At 44.4% G+C, this 22896-nt stretch carries 18 protein-coding genes; 5 read left to right on the top strand and 13 right to left on the bottom strand.

Annotation, left to right across the window (positions count from 1 at the left end):
- The first annotated feature begins 174 nt into the window (after nucleotides 1–174).
- Nucleotides 175–1149: an N-acetylmuramoyl-L-alanine amidase family protein gene (locus tag QVC79_RS13100; RefSeq protein WP_270592778.1), complete on the top strand. Its 975-nt coding sequence runs from the start codon at nucleotides 175–177 to the stop codon at nucleotides 1147–1149.
- A gap of 19 nt (nucleotides 1150–1168) precedes the next feature.
- On the opposite strand, the gene QVC79_RS13095 is transcribed toward QVC79_RS13100, so the two are convergent.
- The 3 genes from QVC79_RS13095 to QVC79_RS13085 all read right to left on the bottom strand — a co-directional run bounded on the left by QVC79_RS13095 (nucleotide 1169) and on the right by QVC79_RS13085 (nucleotide 4212).
- Nucleotides 1169–2050: an Rpn family recombination-promoting nuclease/putative transposase gene (locus tag QVC79_RS13095; RefSeq protein WP_416336068.1), complete on the bottom strand. Its 882-nt coding sequence runs from the start codon at nucleotides 2048–2050 to the stop codon at nucleotides 1169–1171.
- Between the two features lie 71 nt (nucleotides 2051–2121).
- Nucleotides 2122–2820 (bottom strand): response regulator transcription factor, encoded by a 699-nt coding sequence (locus QVC79_RS13090; protein WP_124318146.1) that lies wholly within the window; start codon nucleotides 2818–2820, stop codon nucleotides 2122–2124.
- Nucleotides 2821–2838: 18 nt separating this feature from the next.
- A complete protein-coding gene (locus QVC79_RS13085; protein ID WP_087421215.1) occupies nucleotides 2839–4212 on the bottom strand; it encodes a sensor histidine kinase in 1374 nt (457 codons plus the stop codon).
- 168 nt (nucleotides 4213–4380) lie between these two features.
- Between QVC79_RS13085 and QVC79_RS13080 the strand changes: the two genes are divergently transcribed.
- From QVC79_RS13080 to QVC79_RS13065, 4 genes are all read left to right on the top strand, one after another.
- Nucleotides 4381–4614, top strand: a complete 234-nt coding sequence (locus QVC79_RS13080; RefSeq protein WP_087421214.1) for a hypothetical protein — start codon at nucleotides 4381–4383, stop codon at nucleotides 4612–4614.
- A gap of 6 nt (nucleotides 4615–4620) precedes the next feature.
- The gene (locus QVC79_RS13075) at nucleotides 4621–5679 is read left to right on the top strand and encodes a BF3164 family lipoprotein (protein WP_270592776.1); all 1059 of its coding nucleotides are present in this window, start codon (nucleotides 4621–4623) and stop codon (nucleotides 5677–5679) included.
- A gap of 111 nt (nucleotides 5680–5790) precedes the next feature.
- Nucleotides 5791–7659, top strand: coding sequence for a hypothetical protein (locus QVC79_RS13070; RefSeq protein ID WP_270592775.1), 1869 nt, complete (start codon nucleotides 5791–5793; stop codon nucleotides 7657–7659).
- Between the two features lie 133 nt (nucleotides 7660–7792).
- Nucleotides 7793–9271, top strand: a complete 1479-nt coding sequence (locus QVC79_RS13065) for a glycoside hydrolase family 10-like protein (protein ID WP_270592774.1) — start codon at nucleotides 7793–7795, stop codon at nucleotides 9269–9271.
- Nucleotides 9272–9402: 131 nt separating this feature from the next.
- Here QVC79_RS13065 and QVC79_RS13060 read toward each other — a convergent pair whose 3' ends face one another.
- The 10 genes from QVC79_RS13060 to QVC79_RS13015 form a co-directional block, all read right to left on the bottom strand.
- Nucleotides 9403–10557, bottom strand: coding sequence for a TlpA disulfide reductase family protein (locus QVC79_RS13060; protein ID WP_270592773.1), 1155 nt, complete (start codon nucleotides 10555–10557; stop codon nucleotides 9403–9405).
- 27 nt (nucleotides 10558–10584) lie between these two features.
- Nucleotides 10585–11757: a TlpA disulfide reductase family protein gene (locus tag QVC79_RS13055; protein ID WP_270592772.1), complete on the bottom strand. Its 1173-nt coding sequence runs from the start codon at nucleotides 11755–11757 to the stop codon at nucleotides 10585–10587.
- A 24-nt stretch (nucleotides 11758–11781) separates the two neighbouring features.
- Nucleotides 11782–13386 (bottom strand): RagB/SusD family nutrient uptake outer membrane protein, encoded by a 1605-nt coding sequence (locus QVC79_RS13050; protein ID WP_164719537.1) that lies wholly within the window; start codon nucleotides 13384–13386, stop codon nucleotides 11782–11784.
- A gap of 32 nt (nucleotides 13387–13418) precedes the next feature.
- On the bottom strand, nucleotides 13419–17111 hold the full coding sequence (locus tag QVC79_RS13045; RefSeq protein WP_270592769.1) for a SusC/RagA family TonB-linked outer membrane protein: 3693 nt from the start codon (nucleotides 17109–17111) through the stop codon (nucleotides 13419–13421).
- A gap of 98 nt (nucleotides 17112–17209) precedes the next feature.
- Nucleotides 17210–18391 (bottom strand): FecR family protein, encoded by a 1182-nt coding sequence (locus tag QVC79_RS13040; RefSeq protein ID WP_270592768.1) that lies wholly within the window; start codon nucleotides 18389–18391, stop codon nucleotides 17210–17212.
- Nucleotides 18392–18497: 106 nt separating this feature from the next.
- The gene (locus tag QVC79_RS13035; RefSeq protein ID WP_270592766.1) at nucleotides 18498–19061 is read right to left on the bottom strand and encodes an RNA polymerase sigma factor; all 564 of its coding nucleotides are present in this window, start codon (nucleotides 19059–19061) and stop codon (nucleotides 18498–18500) included.
- A 204-nt stretch (nucleotides 19062–19265) separates the two neighbouring features.
- Nucleotides 19266–19925: a DUF4369 domain-containing protein gene (locus tag QVC79_RS13030; RefSeq protein WP_270592765.1), complete on the bottom strand. Its 660-nt coding sequence runs from the start codon at nucleotides 19923–19925 to the stop codon at nucleotides 19266–19268.
- Nucleotides 19926–19936: 11 nt separating this feature from the next.
- Nucleotides 19937–21028 carry a TlpA family protein disulfide reductase gene (locus QVC79_RS13025; protein ID WP_270592763.1) on the bottom strand — a complete coding sequence of 364 codons (1092 nt, stop codon included), beginning with the start codon at nucleotides 21026–21028 and terminating at the stop codon, nucleotides 19937–19939.
- 26 nt (nucleotides 21029–21054) lie between these two features.
- Nucleotides 21055–21612, bottom strand: coding sequence for a protein-disulfide reductase DsbD domain-containing protein (locus QVC79_RS13020; protein ID WP_124315660.1), 558 nt, complete (start codon nucleotides 21610–21612; stop codon nucleotides 21055–21057).
- Nucleotides 21613–21619: 7 nt separating this feature from the next.
- Complete coding sequence (locus QVC79_RS13015; protein ID WP_270592761.1) at nucleotides 21620–22882, bottom strand: FG-GAP repeat domain-containing protein; 1263 nt, start codon at nucleotides 22880–22882, stop codon at nucleotides 21620–21622.
- Nucleotides 22883–22896 lie beyond the last annotated feature (14 nt).

Genomic DNA, 22896 nt, shown 5'->3' with positions numbered 1-22896 from the left:
AAGTTGCGTCAACAGGCTATATTATTGCTTTTTTTAAAATTCGTTTCAAAATATTCAGACCCTCAAAAGCAACAAGTTACCAAATATTAAAACACCCCGGAACAAGGCCAAAACCGACAACTTGTAACTTGCAACATACAACTAAATCTATATCTTTGTAACAAAATAATGCCTATGAAATACTCGCTCATTATATTTTCTTTCTTATTTCTGATTATTTTCACGTTTTCCTCCACGGCACAGGAAACGGCCAAGGCAAACAAGGGAGAAGGAGTTCTGCAATTTTTAAAACGTTTCAATCGCACGAAATCATTTCATTTCGACCGTTTCGTCGAACTGAACCGGGATAAGCTGGACAAAAATAACGGGCTAAAACTCGGTGTCACATACACCCTCCCCCCTTTGAAAAACGAGGGCAACGAACCTCTATTCGGAGAGAAACTGGCCAAATACACCATTGATTCCGACGAGTTAAACGGGGCCTGCTTTTATCTCGTGAGCGGACACGGGGGACCGGACCCCGGGGCCATCGGAGAATTACGAGGCCACCCGTTACACGAAGACGAGTACGCCTATGACATCATGCTCCGTCTGGCCCGTAACCTCATGTCAAAAGGAGCCAAAGTACACATCATTATCCAAGACGCAAAGGACGGCATACGCAACGACAAATTTCTTGACGTCAGCGACAGGGAAACCTGTATGGGACAAGCCATTCCCTTGAACCAAGTCAAACGTCTGCAACAACGTTGCGACAAGATCAACGAGCTATTCAAGAAAGACAAGGAACACTATCGCCGGGCTCTTTTTATTCACCTCGACAGCCGGAGCGAGAGTAAGCAAATTGACGTGTTTTTCTATCATTACGACGGAAGTGCCAAGGGTAAACATCTGGCAAACACGCTACAAAATGTTTTCAACCGGAAATACGACAAGCACCAACCTCTCCGGGGTTTTTCCGGCACCGTGTCCCCACGTGACTTGTTCGTAATCAAGCAATCCCTGCCCGTTGCTGTCTTCGTCGAGCTTGGCAATATCCAGAACAGCCGGGACCAGCAACGTTTCCTACTGGACGATAACCGACAAGCTCTAGCAAACTGGATGTGCGAGGGACTTATCGAAGATTATAAAAACTACAAGAATAAATAATTTATCAAATCTGCATGTATCACAATTGTTCTATCTCCTCACGAGAAAGACCCGTTATTTGAATTATCGTCTCTAAAGCTATCCCCGAGGATTTCATTTTTTCGGCTATCTCCTGTTGTTTCCTCTTTTCTCCCTCCACGAATCCTTCTGCTCTTCCTTCCGCTCTTCCTTCTATCCGACCAGTTTCAATGACACTTTTTTGATAACGTAAAGCTTCCATATCCCGGTAATAAGCACGTTTTTCATGCTCCGGCAAGGCATCCACCCGCAAACGTTCACGCGCTTCAGGCAATCCCTTCGCCGTGGCAGTTCGGTCAATCTCTCCGGTCTTGAGAAATTTGACCCATTCATCCAAAGGCGTCCGAGCCACCGTATCGAAATCATTCACTCGCAACACGTAATACTCCGGGAACACGTCTCCAGCATCTTTACCCACGAATAATTCCCGTTGCCGGACAGACAATTTCAACTCGTCGTTCGGGTCATGCAATCCCCGGAACAAAGTTTTCCCATGATACACGTAATCCTTACCCTGTCCCAAATCGAAATAAACAATATTTATTGAGTAGACTTTTCGCACTTCACTGTAAGCATCGCCTAACCCTATATATTCAGAGATCGTTTTAGACACCCCGTATAGCATCCGATGGAAGTAATCCAATTCACGGTTATTTTGGATCTCAATAATCATTAATTCTCCTTTAGTATCCTCCACCAGAATATCTGCCCGATTGAACTTGTTGCTCGCATCCGATTGATTGGATTCGCTTTCCAAGAACCGGCAAATATGTATATCTTCCTGCAACAACGTTGACAAAAATCCTTCCAAAACGACATAATTACTCTTGTCCCTAAGCAAGCGTTTCATCGCCCAATCGAAATATATTAAATTAGATCTCATGGCTATTCTTTTTATACCTATTACAAAGATAGGCATTATTTCGATAAATCCATCATTTAGAGTCGCTTTTGCTATTGCAGAGAAGTCTTTTTCTTAACCATCAACCCGAACCCTTTCCCCCACGACGTGGCAATCTCAACCGGATCACCTTTCGGGAAGAACTTCCTCAAACGAGCGATCACTCTATCCAAGTAACGATAGGACTCTTTAAAATCATTCCCCCATCCCTCTTTGACCAGTTCATCCTTACTCACGTATTGATTTTTCTTCAAACACAAGGTTTTCAACACTCTTGTTTCCATGGGAGTCAGCTGGTTCGTCTCCCCTTTTATAATCAAGTAACGACGAATCGGGTTAAACGAAACATCACCTGAAATCTTCATGAAATCGGTCTCGACTTTCAACATTCCCATGTTCCTCAACCACCGATTCACCCGAGCAACCACTTCATCCAGAAGTACCTCTTTACGTATGTAGTCATTCGCTCCGAGGTCAAAACCATCAATAGCGTGTTGAGAATGTGTCAAGGAACTGATAAACAGGATTGGTGTCGAAAAATCTTCTTCTCGAATCTTTTTGGCCACCTCGAACCCGCTCATCTTGGGCATAATCACATCCAGCAAGATCAAATCAGGAGTTTCCCTACGGTACAACCACAAGGCCTGTTCTCCATCGGCAGCATGAACCACCTTATACCCGGCTCTTTTCAAATAATCAATACACGTTTTCGCCTGCATGGCGTCATCTTCGGCATACAAAATCTTAATCATTTTCCCGTTTGTCAACTGTTAATCGTTCTCATCTTTCACCAAAGGGATCATCACGGTGAAAGTCGTGCCAACACCGACCTCGCTTTCCACCCGAATCACGCCTTCATGCGCCTCGATTACCTGTTTCACGTAGCTTAACCCGATCCCGAAACCATGCACATCAGTCGAACGCCCGCGGTGAATCCTGTAATACCGTTCGAATATCTTCTCTTTCAACTTTTCCGGAATTCCAATCCCGTTGTCTTTAATGGCAATCACGACCATCCCGTCCACCTCTTTACACTCGATCTCTACTTTTGCCGGATCACCCGAATACTTGATAGCATTCTCTATCAAATTACTTATGGCATTCGGGAAATGAATATCATCCGCCTCAATTACATCAACGCTCAACTGATAGTCAACCTTGATAGAAACATTCTTTCCCATTAACATCGGATCAAACAATGCAACCAGTGAATCAATAGTTTCTCGCAAATTTAATCTATTCCACGATATTTTAAACCCTTGTTTCCAAACAATTAATAATTTATACACGAAATTATTCAATTGATCCACCCGTTTATGTGCCGCATTTAACAATATTCTCTGTGCATCCTTCAAATTCTCAGTTCCGTACGAAATAATCCCAGAAAAAGCATTTTGCACGGCAGATAACGGAAGTTTCAATTCGTGAACCATACTACTCATAAATTCTTCCCGAATCTTGGATATTTGGTACTGAACGAGGATCGTTTTGATCTGGTAAATAAAACACACGACTAACAAAACTAACAAGAGAAAAGAACTAATTAGAGCTCCTGTCATTTGGGTAAAAAACGTTCTATAAGGTGTATCAAAATAAACAATCACACCATGATGACTTTTCAATCCTAATTCCACCATATTAGAAACAAGTTTCTTTTCTATCCCCAAAGCCCTATTACCTGTTGATGCAATTATATCCCCACTTTTTGTATCTACTAATTCTAATACATATTCATCCTTAATACCATTATTCCTAAAAATAGAACCACATACACTATCTAACATATTAATATTTTCAGAGGACTGTTCTTGTATCAAGTCATAACATACTTTCCGAAACACACCTAGATAACCAGCATCCTTATCGTAATCAACAATTGTCGTGTCTCCTTTCCAAACAAACTTTACGGTATTATCACTAGAATGAATACTAACACGTACAGGATTTTTAGATATAGTTCGATTTCCAACCACATATTCTTCAAATCCTGATTCTATTGCTCCAGATAAAATATTATTAATCAAATTCAAATACTCTATTTTTTTGAACTCAATCATTCTATTCAGCCAAAAACCTTGAAATATCAACAAACAAAGTATAGCAAAAATCGAAACACCCCAAACAACATGAATTCTTCTATTCATAAACCCTTGTTTTATAAATACACACAAAAATATAGAAAATATTCTCTATTACACATATTAGCACAGCCTAAAACCATTTAGATAAATTAACAAAAAATAGATACAAATTTGATACAATTTAAATCAAATCCATCCTCTATTTTTGTCTCACATCAAATACCAGTACAAATGAAAAAAATAGTATTAATAATAATCTTCATATCTATAACATTAGTACTTACATTAACAAATGTAGGTCTAAGGAAAGATTCTACGAATATAGATATAAAAATCCAAAATATCGAAGCATTTGGAAATAACGAAGATGATGATGACAATCCATGCAAATCTCCCGGAGGAGTATGTATGACATACGACAAAGATGGCAATCCCGTATTTTACGCAGGTTTATCACTCGAATAATATATCATGAAAAAAGTAGCATTTATAATTATAGCTTTATTTCTCGTATTCGGCTGTTCTGAAGAGAAACACGAGGTTACTAAACAAGATAATCCATTATTCAGTACAAGTCGTGCAATCTCCTTGAACCAATTAGGAGAAACAATTAACTTAGATGAAATTGGAATCTATAACCCAACAAAAATTATCAAGAAGGATTCCTTGTTTATTGTATTGGATCGAAACGGACTTAATAAAATCTCCATATACCAAGAAAACGGGAAGTTACTAGGTAGTTATCTGCCAACGGGAATGGGTGCGGATCGAGGACTCTATATTCTCACGATGACCCTCGACGACAAAGGAATCCTTTCCGCCTATGACTTTGGAAATGACAGATTAGTTGAATTCGATCTAAATCACTTCGGACAACCTGAATTCGGGCCTAAATTTATTGATATGCCCAAGGATAAAAAACACCTTTGCGTGGCAAAATCAGGCTCGACAATTATCTCTACCGGAATGTTTGACGAAGGTAGATACGGTTTAATGAACAACAATAGCGAAGAATACTTTTTAAGTTACCCGGAAATACCGAGTTATCGCACCATAAACGATACTTTAAGAAGTGCTTTATTTGCCAGTAATATCATCAAGATAAAACCCGACGGAACAAAATTTGTCTGTGCGAATATGCAGAGTGGCATCATCGATTTCTGCTCTCTCATACCTTGCACCAATATCACTCGCGTTGCCGAGCTGAATCTTTATTCTCCGAAAGCCACAGTTAAAAATATGCGGAGAACGCCCGTTGCCTATTCCACAGACAATCTCTTCGGGTTCTGTGATATTGAAGTTACTGACGAGTACATATACGCCTTGTATTCCGGTAGAAGTTACCGCAAATATAAAGACCAGATAGTATACGGTGAACGGATTGTTGTGTTCGACTGGGAGGGCAATCACGTCCACACTTATTTATTAAGAAATCCGTTCACCTCTATTTCTTTCAACAAAGAAGAGAATGCAATTTACGGTTTGACAAACAACCCGAATTCAGTGTTAATCAAATATACATTGGATTAATTTCCGCGTGAGACCGCTCCTTGGAAGGATGTCTCGATAGGTTTCCTTCCAAGGACCTTTACCCGGAAACGGCAAATAATACCACGGAGAAATAAATCGTTAGATTAAACCATGGCAAGAGAAATACGAGACATAGCATACCCGATCGCTTTCGCCGGATTCATATTACTGGTTATGACCATACTGGTAATTGATCCTGCCAGAATGAACGGGCTAACGCTTGCCAAATATTTCTGGTTCTACTCCACGTTATTACTCACGGGAGTTATAACATTCGGTCTTGCTTTTTACTCTATGTCGGTCGCGAGTATCGACATAACCAAGTCAATAATGATAGGGATTTTGACTGTAGTGATTATTGACATATCCCGCTACTCTAACATGGAAATGATGAACGCGAAAATATTTTTGCTAGTAATCATTTCCTTTTTCTTCTTCGACATCTTTTTCCACCACTATAAAAAAGCCACTAAGGTATTCCAATTCGTGCTGATCGCTTTCGCACTACTGGAGGTAATCTGGGGATATTGCCAGTTGTACGCCTATATCCCCGATATGCAAAAAGACTTCACGCTCACAGGTTCGCTACCCCACACGAACTCCTATGCCATGTTTCTGGCCATCACTCTACCCATAGCCCTCTACTGGACCATCACGTTATTCCAAAAATTAAAATACGGTTACTCTCGTCTCCTTACCGGAACCGATGAAGAACATGTGAGACTGGAAATTGTTGACGACATTCTTTTATTCCTTCTTTCTGCCCTCGGGCTAATCGGGATTCTATCCATACTGCCGCTTACGGGAATCCCATCCGCATGGTTTATTGCAGGATGTAGCGGGCTATTTGTTCTGTACTTTAAATTGGACCTTCACACCTTTATAAAGACCTCTATACTCCGAAGTCACAAAAGAATTGCCATATCCGGGATCACTCTCTTACTCGTGATAGGCTTGCTTACCACCGGTTTTTATCGATTACGGAAGGATGAAATAAACAAACATCTGCTAACTTGGAAAATATCCCTGCAAGTGCTGAAGGAAAAACCGATCACTGGTGTCGGGATCGGAAATTTCCGGAAAGCATTCGGGGATGCCCAAACAACCTATTTTGAACAAGGAGAACCAACCGAACAGGAAGTAGCCCTTGCCGGAAATCCCAACTGCCCGGAGAACGACTTCATTCAACTGGCAACCGGCACGGGAATCATCGGAATATTATTGTTTATCGGCCTCATCGTTTCCGTCCTGTTCTCCGGATTCAGGAACATGGATAAACACCCGGAGAAACTGGCTATCACGGGAGCCTTAATTGCTTTTATCCTCGCGGGATTCATCAATTCCCCTATTCAATCATTATCCCTCTCGATCTTGTTGGTACTGTTAATCGCTCTTGGAACCTCAGACATTCAGCCCGCAAGAAAAAGAATACCCAAAGTTATACCGATCATGACCTCGCTACTTTTGATCGGAATCACGACCACCATCGTTTACCCCCAGTTCTCGATGTTTAAAGCATACAAACAATGGGCCCATGGACGCCTTTATTATAAAATGAAAATATATGCCACGGCAGCTAAGATATACACCCCGCTAACAAACACGCTACGTCACCCCTATTTTTTCATGGAATACGGGTACGCCTTGTCACAAACCGGGCAACATGAAGAGAGTATCGCCATCCTTCAACGAGTGGCACAAATTCTCCCTGACCCGCAAATTTATAATCGTATCGGCAAGAGCTACCAAGCACTGGGAGAATATCAACTGGCAGAACAGTATTTTCAAAAAGCACATCACATGGTCCCCAACCTTGTGTATCCCAATTTCCTACTGGCCCAATTGTACCTTGAAATGGGCCTGCGGGACAAAACACTGGAATGTGCCCGTCAGATACTCACGTTGAAACCTAAAAAAGAATCAGAAGAAACACTATATATAAAAGCACAAATGGAACAATTAATCCAACGACTGGATTAATCCCGCCGAGGGATCGACCGGATCCCATTCACACCATAGTACATCTAAATCCATCACTTTGGGGAGACATCATAGTCTCCCTTTCTTTTATTCTGACAAATAACTATATTCGCGACATCATAAATCAACACGCATGAAACATACCCGGTTACTCATTCTATTTTTGATCTTAGGTATAACCACCTTATCGGCACAAAAGTCCCCTAAGCGAGAATTTCGCGGGGCATGGATTCAAACCGTTTTCCAGAGTGAATACGCTAAAATGACACCGGACGAAATGAAAGCCGATTTTATTCGTAAACTCAACCAATTGCAAGAATGTGGGATCAACGCCATCATTTTCCAAGTCCGCCCGGAAGCCGATGCATGGTACTTATCGGAAATAGAACCTTGGAGCCGTTTTTGCACGGGCAAACAAGGCGTTGCCCCCGATCCCCTGTTCGATCCCATGGCTTTCCTGATCAAGGAATGTCACCGCCGTAACATGGAATTTCATGCTTGGCTTAATCCTTTTCGCGCCGGGACTTCCGGCACCTCTACGCTGGCTGAAACTCACGTGTACCACGAACATCCCGAATGGTTCGTTACCTACAACAAACAGTTACTTTTCGATCCGGGCATACCCGCTTGCCGGAAGTACATTTGCCGGATCGTGGAAGACATCGTGAGCCGCTATGACGTGGACGCCATTCACATGGACGATTACTTCTATCCCTATCCCGTGAACGGGATACCCTTTCCGGACGACAACAGTTTCCGCACCTACGGGAAAGGCTACAAACCCGAAGAACGGGACGAGTGGCGCCGAGAGAATGTCAATAAACTCATCCGCGAGCTGAAACACACCATCGTGGCAACCAAAGAATGGGTACGCTTTGGGATCAGTCCTTTCGGTATCTACCGAAACAAAAAAAGTACTCCCGACGGTAGCGGCAGCAACACCAACGGGTTGCAGAACTATGACAACCTGTATGCCGACGTAACCTTATGGGTCAAAAAGAAATGGATCGATTACAACATACCCCAAATATACTGGGAAATCGGCCACCCGGCCGCAGACTATATCACGCTGACTGAATGGTGGGACAAAAATGCTCATGATATTCACCTATACATCGGGCAGGACGTTGCCCGCACGATGAAAGCCAATGATCTCACCCCAAAGATGGAACTCGCTCGTTCCTTACGTCACGTGAAAGGCAATTGTTTCTGGCCCGCAAACGAGATTCTTTGGAATAACGGTGGGATTGCCGATAGTCTCCGGGAACATTACCACCGTAACCCCGCATTAATCCCGGCCTATACCCACATGTACAACGGCCGTCCCAAGAAAATAGCCTCTCCCCGAGCCGAACGCACGGAAAAAGGCTACACGGTGAAATGGTTCGCCCGCGGTGACCGGGAAGATTCCCGTAATCCCCAGTATTTCGTCATCTACCGTTTCTTCCCCGGCCAGAAAATCAACCTGAACGACCCGGCTCACATCGTCGCTGTCACCCGCTACACGGAATGTTACATCCCGAAGAAAAAATTCAAATGCCGTTACGTGATCACGGCTGTTGACCGCTTTCACAACGAATCGAAAGGAAAGAAGATAAAAGGTATACGGTAAATTTCACCGTGGTGAAATTTACCGCTGTTTATTTTGCACTCACCTTTATTTCAGCATTTCCTTCAACAACCTCCCTGAGAAGCTGCTTATAATTTAGCTATATGCATACCTGCGATATTATTAACCTGTTGTTACTTTCCCAAGACCTTCTCTACAACTGTCAACAGCTCCTTTTTTTCCATGTGGGCCCGCACCACGATCTTTCCCTCTTTGTCCACGACCACAAACATCGGCACAGCCAACACGTGATACAAACCTCCCACACGAGACCTCCCCTTCTCGATTTCATCTATCACCTGCGGCCACGGCAATCTCTCCTCATCCAATGCTTTCTCCCATGAGGCCTTATTCTCATCAATACTCACCCCAATAATCTCGACCCCTTTCTCGCGATACTCTTCATAAAATTCCCGCACCCAAGGAAAAGACGCCCGACACGGACTACACCAACTTGCCCAAAAATCAAGCACCACCACTTTACCCCGGTAATCAGCAAGGCTCACCAATGAACCATCACGCCGGGTTAGTGTAAACTCCGGAGCCGGGCGTCCCGGTTCAATCCGTTGCCGCAACTCGATACTTTCCCTGATCGCTTTTCCCCACTCGCTCTGCTGCACTTCCACGTCGAACTGTCCGAAAACCTGCTCCAGTTGCTCCAATGTCATATCATCCTTCATATAACCCAATTCATAAGCTACCATTTCCACGGACGGATTGGCCGCCATTATTTTCAACTGCTCCTTCTTTACACGTGCAAACCATACATCAAACTCTTTTCTATACTCCCAATAAAAAGTAGTATCTTCCAATATTTCCGGAACTTCCAGCACCTTTTTTACCATCTCTGCAAATTTTTTAAACTCCGGCAATCCTTCTACCGCTTTATACTGCCCCTCCACTTGTTCGTACACGTCTTGATTCTTCGAACCGATAATTTGCATCCCAAGGACAGCCAGCTCCTCGTTTTCATCCATTCCTAAATTATTCCAATCACCTCGCATTTCGATCCGGCTATTTTCCAATGCCAACATCATTCGCACCGTCTCCTCCCCCTCCGATTCCACCACCACGGTTGCCCACACGGCTTCCGGTACTTCCCCCTCGAACACGAACGTCCCCTCCTTCATTTCCACCGTATCGCTGATCATTTGTTGGTTCACTCCATTCACCGACAACACAGCACGACCGTTGCCCGCACCTTTAAACACTCCTTTCAACACGTATCCCGCTTGACTACTACAAGAGAATAACACGCTAATTACCAATAACATCAAAAAACTTTTCATTTTCATTCTATTAAAATTTATTTTTCTCTATTTATCCAATAACTCATCAACCAACGCTTCCAATTTCTCCCGAACAAAATACCCGGAGGCAACCAACCTTCCCTCCTGATCGATCAACACGAAGTGCGGAATACCTTCCACATCGTACAAGGCACTTACCGTACGTTCTCCCCCAGAGTGTTTTTCGTCCCTCACGTGAAGCCACAGTAACTTTTCCGCCTCCAAGGCTTTTTCCCAAGCATTTTTATCATCATCCACACTAATTCCGAGAATTTCCACTCCTTTGTCATGGTACTTTTGGTAAAACTCTCTCATCCAAGGAAACGAAGCACGACACGGCCCGCACCAACTTGCCCAAAAGTCCAACAACACCACCTGTCCCCGCAAGTCAACAAGAGACATCTCCTGTCCATCAGCCCGTGCCAACGTGAAAGCAGGAGCCTCTCGTCCCGGTGCCAAACGTTGACGAGTCTCCAACTCCTTGCGTATAGCAGTCAACATCTCGCTATTCCTCACGGTCTCGTCAAACAATCCGAAAGCCCGCTCGAATTCTTCCAAATTCATCCCGTCGATCATGGGCGTCAGGTAGAATGCCGCCGCTTCCAATGACGGGTGAGCAGCCATGATCTTCAATTGTTCCTCGAACACCAAATCCAAATAGCGCTCTTGTAACGCTTGCAACGTATCCGCCCTCAAATAATCCTCTTCAGTCAACTCTCCATTCTCATCCAGCGAAACAAACCACTTCTCCAAACGATCGTAATCTTTGAACTCCGGTAACTTCCGAATGGCCACATAGATCTCATCCAAAAGGTTGCTCACCTCCGTATTCTCACCCCCTTTAGTCGTCATGTCCCGAATAAAAAAGTTACCTCCCGCATCCCGGTCAAGATTTGCCCAGTCTCCTTGCAACTCGATCTGACTATTCTCCAGTACCATGATCATATTCAAAACATCCTTCCTCTCCGGAACCACCCGTAAAGTACACACTGCCACGAAAGGTGTCTTACCTTCAAAACAGAACGTTCCCCCCTTCATATCAACCGTATCGGCAATGACCAGCTTGCCCGTGTGATCCTGCACCAAAAACTCTACATACCCATCCCCAGCACCTTTCAAACTACCTTTTACAACATACCCCTCCCGTGTGCCGCAAGTCATAAGCAGGCTTGCGAGCAGCACAATTATATTTATTTTCATATTTCCTTGAAATCTATCTATACATTATCTCCAACCTTCATTTTGCTCCCAGCCCATCATTTCCGCTTCAAAAGAGTAGAAAGGCAATGCCCAACGTGGATCATCCGGGGCTATTTCCAATTGGGTACGAGTACTCAAATCGGCAGGATCCGTCAAAATCTCTCGGCGCACATAAATACCGGCATCCTCCGCCCCGTTCAGACGCTTGACATCATAGAACCGCCAGAAAGCACCCATTTCCCGCAATCGTTCATCCAGCACGTCCTGCACACTACCGGTTACCCCGGCCTCGGCAGACACCTCATCCATGAAACGAGTGTATCTCAACGTTCGCAACGTCTCTGCCGCCGCACCCGTATTGCCACTCCGAGCCTCGCACTCAGCCTTGATCAGATACATCTCGGCCGTGGTCATCCCGATAAGCGAGTTACCGGCAAAACGTGAATAGCTATACAAATTCCAAGGCTTCAAACGTTGCCAATTTTCATGAGTGATATATTCGGTCCATGTCTCTGGATCCAATTCGACAAGATTAGCATAAGCCATCAAAAGAGGCGTACAAGAACTATAGAAATAAATCCAGCGGGCATCATTCTCCCGATCCCAAAGCTCATAAAAAGACTCCGATATCGGACAAGTTCCCCCTAGCCCTTCCCAAGACACGTTGGGTAAGTACAACTCTTCATACTTGGCTACCGCCTCCACATCCATATCGTCCAACTCAAACATAGAACTTATAACAATCTCATCCACCGGTTCTCCCTCTTCATCTAACACACTAATCCAACTCCACTCTTCCAACTCGTACTCCGGTTCGTTTTTGAAATCCACTAGAACATTATGGGCTTTCAATGCTTCGGTCGCATTCGCCAACGCCAACTCGTAATTCCCCCGGTACAAGGCAACCCGCGCCCGGAACGCTTGCACGGTCGGTACTGTCGGACGGAAATTACGTGTCTGATCAAACGTCGTACGTCCTGCTCTCGTTAATGCTTCTTCCGCCAACCTTAAATCTTCATAAATATGCTCCAACGTGTAACCAACAGTCTCCCGTCCCGGAATCTCTCCCGCCTTGGCATTATCCCGATAACCGATCCCCGGTTTATCTTCATCCCACAAACAATATTGCGTCAACAACATAAAGTGGTAATACGCCCTACCGAAACGGGCCTCACCCTCCACTTGATCGTGTACAGCCGCTGTCGTCTGCACGACCTCATCCAAATACTCCAGCACCGTATTGAAACGATAAATCCGTTCCCAAACCGGAGTCCAAGTCCATAACATCCAGTCCGAAGTCATCAACGTCTCCCCTTGCCAACAATACGCCTCGTAAGTCGTAGGCTCTCCCGACAACAACCCGTACACGTAAAACTCCGGCGACAACTCCACCGCATCCGACAGTGGCAGCGCTTCCGTCAAGTAAGCCCCGGAAGAAGATCCTTCCCCCGTATCCGAGTCTATATTTTCAAACAAATAAAGATCAATACTTCCCATCAACCCGTAAAGCTGATCCATATGGTAAATGTAAGCACTACCCGACTTGTCCGTTGTCTCATCCAAAAAGTCACTACACGCCCCCAATATCATGGTTCCCAACAAGGCGATAATTACATATATCTTTTTCATATTTCTTATTGTTTTATCCATTCATAATCATTCTACCAACTTTTAAAACCGAGTCTCAACCCAAATGTGAACACGGGTATTGGTTTCAAACTTCCAATAGGATAATCGGGATCCATCTTCCCGTTAGCACTCCAAATTAGCCCTAAATTACTTGCTTGCGCATAAATATTTACCCGACTGAACACCCCTTGTTTCGCTAACAGGTTTTCCGGTAGATCATACCCCAAGAACACTTCATTCAAGCGAATATGATCGCCTTTCACGAAACTGCTCTTAAAATACATCGCTGCCCCTATTGTGGCCGAATATGTTTCCCCACTCCGGAATGCGTCCACGTTACTATCCGTGTAAAGCGGCAACTCGGAATAAGACGTCTGATTGGTATATCCTTCGTCATATACCTCCAAAGCCCGGTTCAAGCGTTTAGAATAGGCTGCCGAATTTCTACTATCGGGCGAGAAACTGTCAAAAGAAGTCGTACTGACATAATAACCAAACTGCCCCGTGATCATGAAAGAGAGTGTCAATCCTTTCCAGCTAAACTGGTTACTAAAACTCAATGAACTCGTCGGGGCCAACGTTCCCAAATAATAAGCCCAATTACTATCATTAAACGTCTCTCCTTCCCGAGGTATCACGAAATCCATCACGTGCGAGGAATTATAATCCATGATAGTCTCTCGTGTACCGTCTTTCCCTTCCAGCAACACGTATCCTTCCTGCGTGTACCCCACCGCTTTCAGCACTCCCACAGAACCGATCGGGTGTCCCACCACGTATGAAGGTCCCACCGGCATATAAGGCCCCGTGTAACCGAATTTTTTCAACTCATTATGATTATAGGAATAATTCAACATCCCGCTCCAACTCAAATTCCCCGCTACCGGAAGATCCGAACCGATGGTAAACTCGATTCCCCTGTTCAATATCTCTGCATTATTCAACAACATGGATGTCTCTCCCTGTGAAATCACCGGCACTGTCGTGTTCGCCAATACATCGTACGAAAACTTGTTATAAAACTCTATGCTACCGCTCAATTTATGCCCGAAAAACGCCACGTCCGCACCGATATTCAGTGTCCTCGACTTTTCCCACGTCAACGTGTTGTTTCCGCGTGCCGCAATCGTATTAAAAGACTCGTTACCAGAATAAACCAAGCTACCCGGATATACAGCCACCGTCGTCACACTGGACGTTCCCTGTTTACCGGCTGCCACACCCGCGATACCATATGATACCCGCAACTTCAACTGATCCACCCAAGAGACCTTTTGCATGAAACGCTCGTTCGAAATCAACCAACTAGCACCCACCGACCAAAACGGGGAGAATTTATCACGCACGTCTTCCGCTTGAAAATTGGATGCATCCGTACGGAAACTGGCAGTCACCGAATAGCGATCGTCATAAGTGTATGACGCATTCGCATACACCGAGAAAAAACGATCCTCCAATGTTGACAGACTTCCTAATTTCTCGAAAGGCATATACTCGGATACCCCGAAAATATTATTCCGTTTCGTCACGTAATCCAACTCTGTCAACACGGAATTAGTGTATTTATTATACCCATAGCGTGTCACTTTCGGATCCGCCTCCGTCGTGGCGGAAATAACCTCCGTCCCCACCAAGGCATTGAACATATGTTTATCTTTTATCATCGTATAATCCACCTGCCCACGCAAATTATAAGCCTCATACGTGTGTCCCTCGTTCGAAAACACTCCCCCGGTCGGGAAATAAGAAACATACCTCCCGGACTCTAACGGCTCGGCATACGTGTTATACAAATTTCTCACGTAAAATGATTCCGGCTCGTAAGACACGTGCTTAGTATATCTTCGTTGTTCATATTGTCCCTTGGCACTCACGTTCAATCCCCAATTTGTCCGGTATTCGAAACCTCCCTGTACCCTGTAATTCATCGTTTTCGAATAGTTATCCATGTATTTCCGGTCGGCTGCAGGATTGTACGTCCAGTCCGTCGGAGTCTTTCCTGCATAATATTCCCCCGACATTAACAAAGGCTCATATACCGTCTGAGAGGTTGCCACGTGTACGAAATTCCCCTCGTCATCCGTCAGTCTCGTCCACGGACTAAGCCACCCCCGCATACTTTCAATGCTCGTCCCATTGTTCTCATCCCGATCAAACATAGTACTCACCGCAAACTCGAACGTCAAGTTCTTCGTCAACCGGGCATTACTCGCCAAGTTCAACAACATACGTCGCTTGCCATTTTCTTGCAAGTAACTATCTTCATCATCATAAGAAGCCGAGAATGCGTAATCCAACTTCTCCGAACCTCCCCGCAACGACACGTTATATTGCTGACGCATCATCCGCTGGAACATATACTCGTTCAAATCATCTTTCCACACCTCCCGGTTTCCTAATTCGATAAGCTCCTGTTTTTTAGCCTCATAATCTCCCGCTGAGAGATTCTTTTTATTATCCCGCTCGTACAGCATACCGAATGGAGCCGACATATATCGCCTCCGGGAGGAAAGTTTCGTGTAAGGATCATTACTTGCAAGATTAATCGGATTATATTTATGCATCAATTCCTCGAAACGGAATTGATTCTCCGCCGAAGCCATATTGAACAAATAGTCCAAATCTGTCCGTGAACTCACAGACCAGTACGCATCTGCCGCAATCTCCAACTTACTCCCCGTTCGTCCCTTTTTCGTGGTGATCACGATCACCCCGTTGGCAGCACGTGCACCGTAGATAGAAGTTGCCGCCGCATCTTTCAACACCGTCACCGATTCTACATCATTCGGGTTAATCGTTGAAAATGGATCGCTATCAAGCCTATACCCACTGATCGGGAACCCGTCCACCACGATCAACGGATCGTTGTCCGGCTTAAAATTAGCATTTCCCATAGAGACTTGCGATATGGTGCCCTGCCCCCGAATAGCAAACCGCACCTGCCCATCCACGGGGGCGCTGACTACTGTTAATCCCGGCACCAACCCAACCAACGCTTGTGCAAGATTGGACGTCGGTTTCTTCTTTAACGTCTCCTCATCCACGATCGAATAAGCCCCCGTTGCCCGCTCCTTGGCAATCGTCTGGTATCCAGTCACCACCACATCTGCCAATGCCTCTCTATCCTCTTCCAGTACAACTTCAATAAATTCCTTATCGGTCACCGAAATCTCCTGCTTTTTCATTCCCACGAAAGAAAACACAAATACCACATTCGACTGCTCCGCAAATGACAACGAGAATTTACCGTCAATATCCGTGGGAACTCCCAGAGTCGTACCCTTTATCACCACGGAAACTCCCGGCAAAGGTATCCCGGCCTTATCCACCACACGACCGGAAACCGTTATCTTTTTCACTTTTTCCACCGCCTCACTTTTGGCCACGATCGCAATCGCATTCCCTTCAATCGTGTAAGTATATGGCGTACCGGATAAAATCAGATCCAACACCTTTTCCACCACTTCATCCTTCACGTTTACCGTCACCTTCTTCATTTGATCCATCTGATCATCACTATACACGAAATTGTAAGTCGTTTGTTTACGAATTTCGGCAAATACCTGCTTTATTTCCGCATCTTTAAGATTAATTGTCACCCGTTGCGGGGACCCCGAATTGGAAGATGCCCAAAGTGTTGTTATCGAACACAAACCCACCGCCAACAACATAAACACTCTGCAATAAATTCCCGAAAAAGCTTTTTTTTCTCGCAAATTTTTCATACTCTTGTTGATTATTAAGATGTTTAAATTACCTAAACGACAGAGTTTAGGCGATTAATTTATTGGACGGAAAGTGCCGCGAACACTTTCCGTCTTTTCTATTTAGAAACTATAATTCTATTTCCTTCAACCTTGAATTTCACCAAAAGAGTCCGTTGCAACAAGTTCAACACCCCCTGAAAGTTTTCATTTCGATCCACCCGTCCGGTGAAACGTTGTGTTCTAACCTCCTCGTTCTCAAACACCACCTGTACATCGTACCAACGACTCAACTTTGCCATAATCTGTTCCAAAGTCTCTTGCTCAAAAGAAAAATACCCCTCTTTCCAAGCAACATATGCGGCCGCATCCACGGTCTTCACTTCACACACTCCCGTGGATACATTTACTTCCACCATCTCATTCGGCCGAATCATCTGCTCCACACCCGGATTTTTTAAAGAACTTACCCCCACGCTTCCACTCAGCAAAACCGTTTGAACCCGCTCATTATCGTACCCGTTCACATTAAAATGAGTTCCGTAAACTCTCACGTACACGTCATTCACCTGTACTTCAAAAGGTTTTGCATCTTTAGCCACCTCAAAATAAGCCTCACCTTTCAACTTCACCGCCCGAAGCGAATCCGTGAAACTTACCGGATAGCTGAACTCCGTCTCAGCGTTCAACCACACGATCGTCCCGTCCGCCAGCGTCACTCGATATTCTCCCCCCCGCGGGATTATCAATGTATGCAGTCCTGCCACAGCTTGTCCTTTTCCCCCGGTCGGCTGGTTGTAAACAATCGCGTTCTCCTCTGAAGTAATCCTTCCGTCTGAAATCTTCTGCAATAAACCTCCCTGCTGCTCCAACTCAATGCGTGTTCCTTCCTCCGTCACCAAAATCGGTTGGACCTTTCCCTTTACAGCCAACACCATCGTTTTCTGAGATGTTTCCGACACACCTCTTTCTTGATACCAAAAATAAATCCCCACGGCCAACAGAACAAATAACACAGCCGCATATCTCGTGAAAATGATGAAATGCTTTTTCTGTTGCTCCCGTTTTCCTTTCCGGATCAATGTTACATATTGGGCAAGCTCTTCCTCGCATTGCTCTCCTGACAATCCGGACACGCCCTCTGAAGGATCAAAACCGACAATCCGATCATAATATCTCCGGTGAGCGGAAGACTCATTCAACCACGTTTCTAATTGTAACCTTTCCTCCGTGGTCAATTCCTCTGTCAAACTGCGTTTGATCAACGTCCATTCCAAAGATTCATCGTTTGATTTTTCCATAGCTCTGCCTTAATTTATTTCTAAGACGCTTGGGAAAAACAAAAGGTTAAAACGAAATACAAATATTTTCAAAAAAATTAAAATAATTTCTCCAATCACACACCAACTACCAGATTATCAAAAAGAACAAACGCTTTTTCAGATCTGGCAATTTCTCACGGATCATACGAATCGCACCATTCATCTGCACCTTGGCATTATTCTCCGTAATCCCCAATTCCTCGGCAATCTCTTTGAATTTATAATCCTCAATCACCCGCAAACGAAAAACTTCCTTCATCTTAGGAGGCATCCTATCCACCACGACCTGCAACTCTTCGAGTAGCGAAGAATCCTCTATCGCATCCACCGTATCCGAATAAAGATGAGCCTCCAACAAATTCTGATTATACGAATCCTTGATATTCAAACTTCTCAAAAAACTCAGACAACGATTGCGAGTTGCCATGAAAAGATAAGACTTCACCGAGGTAGTGATATTCAATTCCGCACTCTTCTCGAAAATATCCGCAAACAACCCTTGCACTATATCATGAGCTGCATCCGGATCACATAAATAATGGGCAGCAAAACGATACAAACGATTATAATATTGCCTAAACAGGAAAACATAGGCTTCTTCTTTCCTGTCCTTCAATTGTCTCACCAGCAACACATCATTTGAATCCATGAACTAACACGTTTACTGAAAACAAAGTTATTGAAATATTCTGTTTAGCGGATAATTTCTACAAGTTTTTGATTTGTTATCGAAATAATATCGTTATGTGATTACTACTATCGACCAACTTCACCTTGAATTAAAAAGAATAAAAATAAACAGTGGTAAATTTCACCATAGTGAAATTTACCACTGTTCATTTTGTACACGCCTTTATTTCAGCATTTCCTTCAACAATCTTCCCGGCTGGCTAGCCTGTATCTTTGGGGTCAAGGCCTCATATGCTTTCTTCCCCCATTCAGAAGCTTTTTTCACCTCCTCCATCAGCCGCACGGGAACATACAAATCGTCCGGATGTGTTTTCACAAACTCTAAAAGATGAGTTCGCCAATTTGCACTAGCATCCCGAATTACCTGCCCAATGAACCCCTCAGCCTCCTCGATTTGCTCGTTTTCTATCATTTCATAATATTTCCCCAATCCCTCATTCACCACCATATCAAAACTCTCGTAGTGCAATTGATCCAATGCCAAACGAGTTTTCACGGCATCCGAGCCTTTCAATAACTTGGTATCCGGTTCCAGATAATCACCGTAAAGCATCATCTCCCTGCCATCCAGCACAATCGCAAATCGAGCTCCCGCCACATCCAACGTATAAAGTCCGGGCTCATCCAACTCTCCCGCAAGCGTGAATAACCCGTCCTTCATTTCCGTCGTCAATAACGCCCGTACACTATCTACTGGAGAATACAAACAAACCTTGCCACCCTTCACATTTATAATATCTCCTTTCAGTGTGAAAGAATACTTCTGAGCCGAAGCGGCATATGCCATAATGCTCAATAATATAAATAATACAACTTGTTTCATTACCAGTATCTTTATTTCAACAATTCATTCACCTTATCGATTAACTTCTGATCTCTCAAATTCTTCCCGACAATCCGGCCTTTCTGATCCACTACCACAATAAAAGGAATCGCCTCAATCCCCAATTGTTCGGCAATCGTCGATTTAAAATTCTCTTTCAACCAATAACTTCCCCAAGGAATTTGTTCTTCCTCGTGTGCCGGGAGCCAAGCCTTTTCCGTGTAATCCAAAGAGATACTGATAAAATCAACCGATTGTCCGGCATACGTCTTGTACAGCTCTTTCAACTGTTGCATCATGGCACGACACGGACCACACCAAGAAGCCCAGAAATCAATCACGTACACCTTCCCGTCTCCAAATTTCAAGTCCACCATGTTCCCTTTGGCATCCTGAACGGCAAATGTAGGAAACGTCGCACCCACGACAGTATGTGATAAGTTATCAAGTTTTTCCTTCAGTAACCGTCCCGGCTGGCTAGCCTGTATCTCCGGGCTCAACAAATCATACCCTCTCTTCCCCCAATCGTAATCGTACTCGGACAACTGATCTTCTATAAATACAGGCATATACAAATCATTTGCATGCTCTTTCACGTAAGCCAGAATCGTCTCTCCACGTTCAATAAATTTCTGTCCGGCAAGTTTTTCCAACTCGGCCTCTTGCTCCGGAGATAAATTCCGGCTCCCAACCTTTTCGTAATACTCATCATAAAGAGCCCTCGTCGGTATCTCGTACGTCTCCCGAACTACCCCCAATATATCCAACATACTCTTCGTTCCCGGAGAATTTTTTACATATCTCGCATCTACCATATTATAATCCGACGGCCAATACATATCCGGTGCATCCAACATGACTTTCACTTTCCGTTGATTTCCCATATCGATAGCATAATATCCCGGGCCGGGAAGAGTTCCTTGTAACACAAATTTTCCGTCTTTCATTCTTGTTGACAGCAACACTTCATCTTCCGGGGAAAGCACGTTCACGGTTGCCGTATCTACATTGATAAAATCCCCTCTCAACTTAAAAGTAAATCCTTTGGGTTGTTCCGCACACGCAATTAACCCTATTAATAACAAACTTATCAGTAATCTCATCATCATCATCTTTTAATCGTTGTCCTTCACCATTTTTTCAATATCCCGTAAAACTCTGTCTTTTTCGTCCCTTCATTAGCAATTCTCACGGTAGCCGTCCCCTTCTTGTGAATACATTGACGATCGTCACACATTTGCCACTCGCAATCGGCCACCACCTCGAAAGCCGTTTTCGGCAATTTCTCTACCCGAATCGTTACCACCACGAAACAACCGTGGAAATACCCCATCTTATCCATACCCTCGGAAAGCTTCACCGGTTTCTGCCATTCCACTTTTTCAACCTTACATCCCTCCGGCACGTTCCACTCCACCCTCGTGGGCAAATACCCGTGTCCTTCCGGGTTATTATCATAGATATTCCATCCCTCTTCAATACTGAAATAAATCCCCACTTTCACCACGTCCCCCTCTTTCACCGATTCCAAATCGGAACAGGCATATATCCTCACGTGCTGGTGATTGGTATAATTCATTGATTTCATGATCTTCATCACCTCCTTGGCATTCAAAGCCACGTGTTCTTGTGCTTGCAGCACCACACCCATCAAGCATAATACCGCCAAACAAATCCATTTTTTCATATATCACCTATTTCCTATAATAAACCCAAATAATACCATTCAAATTCGTACTTCCACCGGTCAACTCATTCATGATCCGTTGCATTAAACCGTCGTACTCGTTATTCGCAGCCAGCCACTTTTCGTATAAATCCTTCGGGATTCGACTATCCGGTTCCGTATAGCTATTTTCAGGAATATTATCCGTGTACTTTCGCATCTTTTTCACCAGCGCATCCAACGTTTTCCTCGGTTTCACCAAACGCTCATCCTTTATCAACTTTTCAAACAAATCCGGAGTCATCTCACATCCAGTGTTCTCCCATACTTCCGTTGCCAACACCAAATCCTCCTTCCCATCACCGTCATAATCGTAAATACAAATCTTCGGCTTATCACCATGCCCTTGGCCCGGTTCCAGCCCAGCACTCACCTCTTCTGGACGCTCAACCAATATTTCCGGCTCTGCATACGTCCCGTCACCCAGATTTCGACACCAGCTCACGTTTCCGCCATAACCGGCCCCGAACACGACATCCAACTTCCCGTCACCATCCCAATCATACAACACGGCATGATTCACCCCGATCTTTTCTTCACCTAAATTGCAATTCACCCGTTCAACCTTCTCAAAACGAAAGACTTCTTTCGTTCCCGTGTTACGAGCCCAAAATAAACCATCGTATAAACCGGCAATCAATAAATCAATCTTCCCGTCACCGTCCATGTCTCCCGGAAACACCGTTGAGGCATACCCGATATTAATTGGTTTCCCATCCGCCAACTTGATAATTACCTGATCGACATATTCGCCATTAGCACCCTTTTTCCACATATAAATATCCCCGGGATAACATCCTGAAAACAATTCATCCACGCCATCCCCGTCAATATCCGCAAAAGCCGGAACCATAGGTACGCAACACGTGATCGGCACGTATAACGGTTGACCGTTCGTCTCCAGCCATTTGAAATCCTTATACACAGGTCGTTCTTTTGTCCCGTAGTTCAGATATACCCGGCAACGCCCCTGCACGAAAGGTTTCTTTTCCTTGGGATCTTGTCCCGGACACAAAACCTCTCCAAATTCCCCAACAACCAGATCATCCTTTCCATCCCCGTTCATATCATAAAACGTGGCACCACAACTTCCCGTGTTAATCTTCAACACGGAAGAATCTGCCATATGTAATATCTCGTACCGGGAAAAATACTTCTCGTATTTCGCCTGCCCGTAACCGGAATGCCACCCAATACATACCAGTACAACTAAACTTAAAACATACTTCATAACATACAATTTCT

Origin of the sequence: Butyricimonas sp. (genome assembly GCF_019423355.1) — a bacterium.
GTDB classification, from domain to species: domain Bacteria; phylum Bacteroidota; class Bacteroidia; order Bacteroidales; family Marinifilaceae; genus Butyricimonas; species Butyricimonas faecihominis.
This window is presented reverse-complemented; position numbering and strand designations above follow the sequence as displayed.

Excerpts from the sequence above, each read along its gene's own strand:
- QVC79_RS13040 (WP_270592768.1), bottom strand. The coding sequence starts at position 18,391 with ATGGAAAAATCAAACGATGAATCTTTGGAATGGACGTTGATCAAACGC.
- QVC79_RS13060 (WP_270592773.1), bottom strand. The coding sequence starts at position 10,557 with ATGAAAAGTTTTTTGATGTTATTGGTAATTAGCGTGTTATTCTCTTGT.
- QVC79_RS13100 (WP_270592778.1), top strand. The coding sequence starts at position 175 with ATGAAATACTCGCTCATTATATTTTCTTTCTTATTTCTGATTATTTTC.
- QVC79_RS13075 (WP_270592776.1), top strand. The coding sequence starts at position 4,621 with ATGAAAAAAGTAGCATTTATAATTATAGCTTTATTTCTCGTATTCGGC.
- QVC79_RS13085 (WP_087421215.1), bottom strand. The coding sequence starts at position 4,212 with ATGAATAGAAGAATTCATGTTGTTTGGGGTGTTTCGATTTTTGCTATA.
- QVC79_RS13020 (WP_124315660.1), bottom strand. The coding sequence starts at position 21,612 with ATGAAAAAATGGATTTGTTTGGCGGTATTATGCTTGATGGGTGTGGTG.
- QVC79_RS13025 (WP_270592763.1), bottom strand. The coding sequence starts at position 21,028 with ATGAGATTACTGATAAGTTTGTTATTAATAGGGTTAATTGCGTGTGCG.
- QVC79_RS13070 (WP_270592775.1), top strand. The coding sequence starts at position 5,791 with ATGGCAAGAGAAATACGAGACATAGCATACCCGATCGCTTTCGCCGGA.
- QVC79_RS13090 (WP_124318146.1), bottom strand. The coding sequence starts at position 2,820 with ATGATTAAGATTTTGTATGCCGAAGATGACGCCATGCAGGCGAAAACG.
- QVC79_RS13030 (WP_270592765.1), bottom strand. The coding sequence starts at position 19,925 with ATGAAACAAGTTGTATTATTTATATTATTGAGCATTATGGCATATGCC.
- QVC79_RS13080 (WP_087421214.1), top strand. The coding sequence starts at position 4,381 with ATGAAAAAAATAGTATTAATAATAATCTTCATATCTATAACATTAGTA.
- QVC79_RS13035 (WP_270592766.1), bottom strand. The coding sequence starts at position 19,061 with ATGGATTCAAATGATGTGTTGCTGGTGAGACAATTGAAGGACAGGAAA.
- QVC79_RS13065 (WP_270592774.1), top strand. The coding sequence starts at position 7,793 with ATGAAACATACCCGGTTACTCATTCTATTTTTGATCTTAGGTATAACC.
- QVC79_RS13050 (WP_164719537.1), bottom strand. The coding sequence starts at position 13,386 with ATGAAAAAGATATATGTAATTATCGCCTTGTTGGGAACCATGATATTG.
- QVC79_RS13015 (WP_270592761.1), bottom strand. The coding sequence starts at position 22,882 with ATGAAGTATGTTTTAAGTTTAGTTGTACTGGTATGTATTGGGTGGCAT.
- QVC79_RS13045 (WP_270592769.1), bottom strand. The coding sequence starts at position 17,111 with ATGAAAAATTTGCGAGAAAAAAAAGCTTTTTCGGGAATTTATTGCAGA.
- QVC79_RS13095 (WP_416336068.1), bottom strand. The coding sequence starts at position 2,050 with ATGAGATCTAATTTAATATATTTCGATTGGGCGATGAAACGCTTGCTT.
- QVC79_RS13055 (WP_270592772.1), bottom strand. The coding sequence starts at position 11,757 with ATGAAAATAAATATAATTGTGCTGCTCGCAAGCCTGCTTATGACTTGC.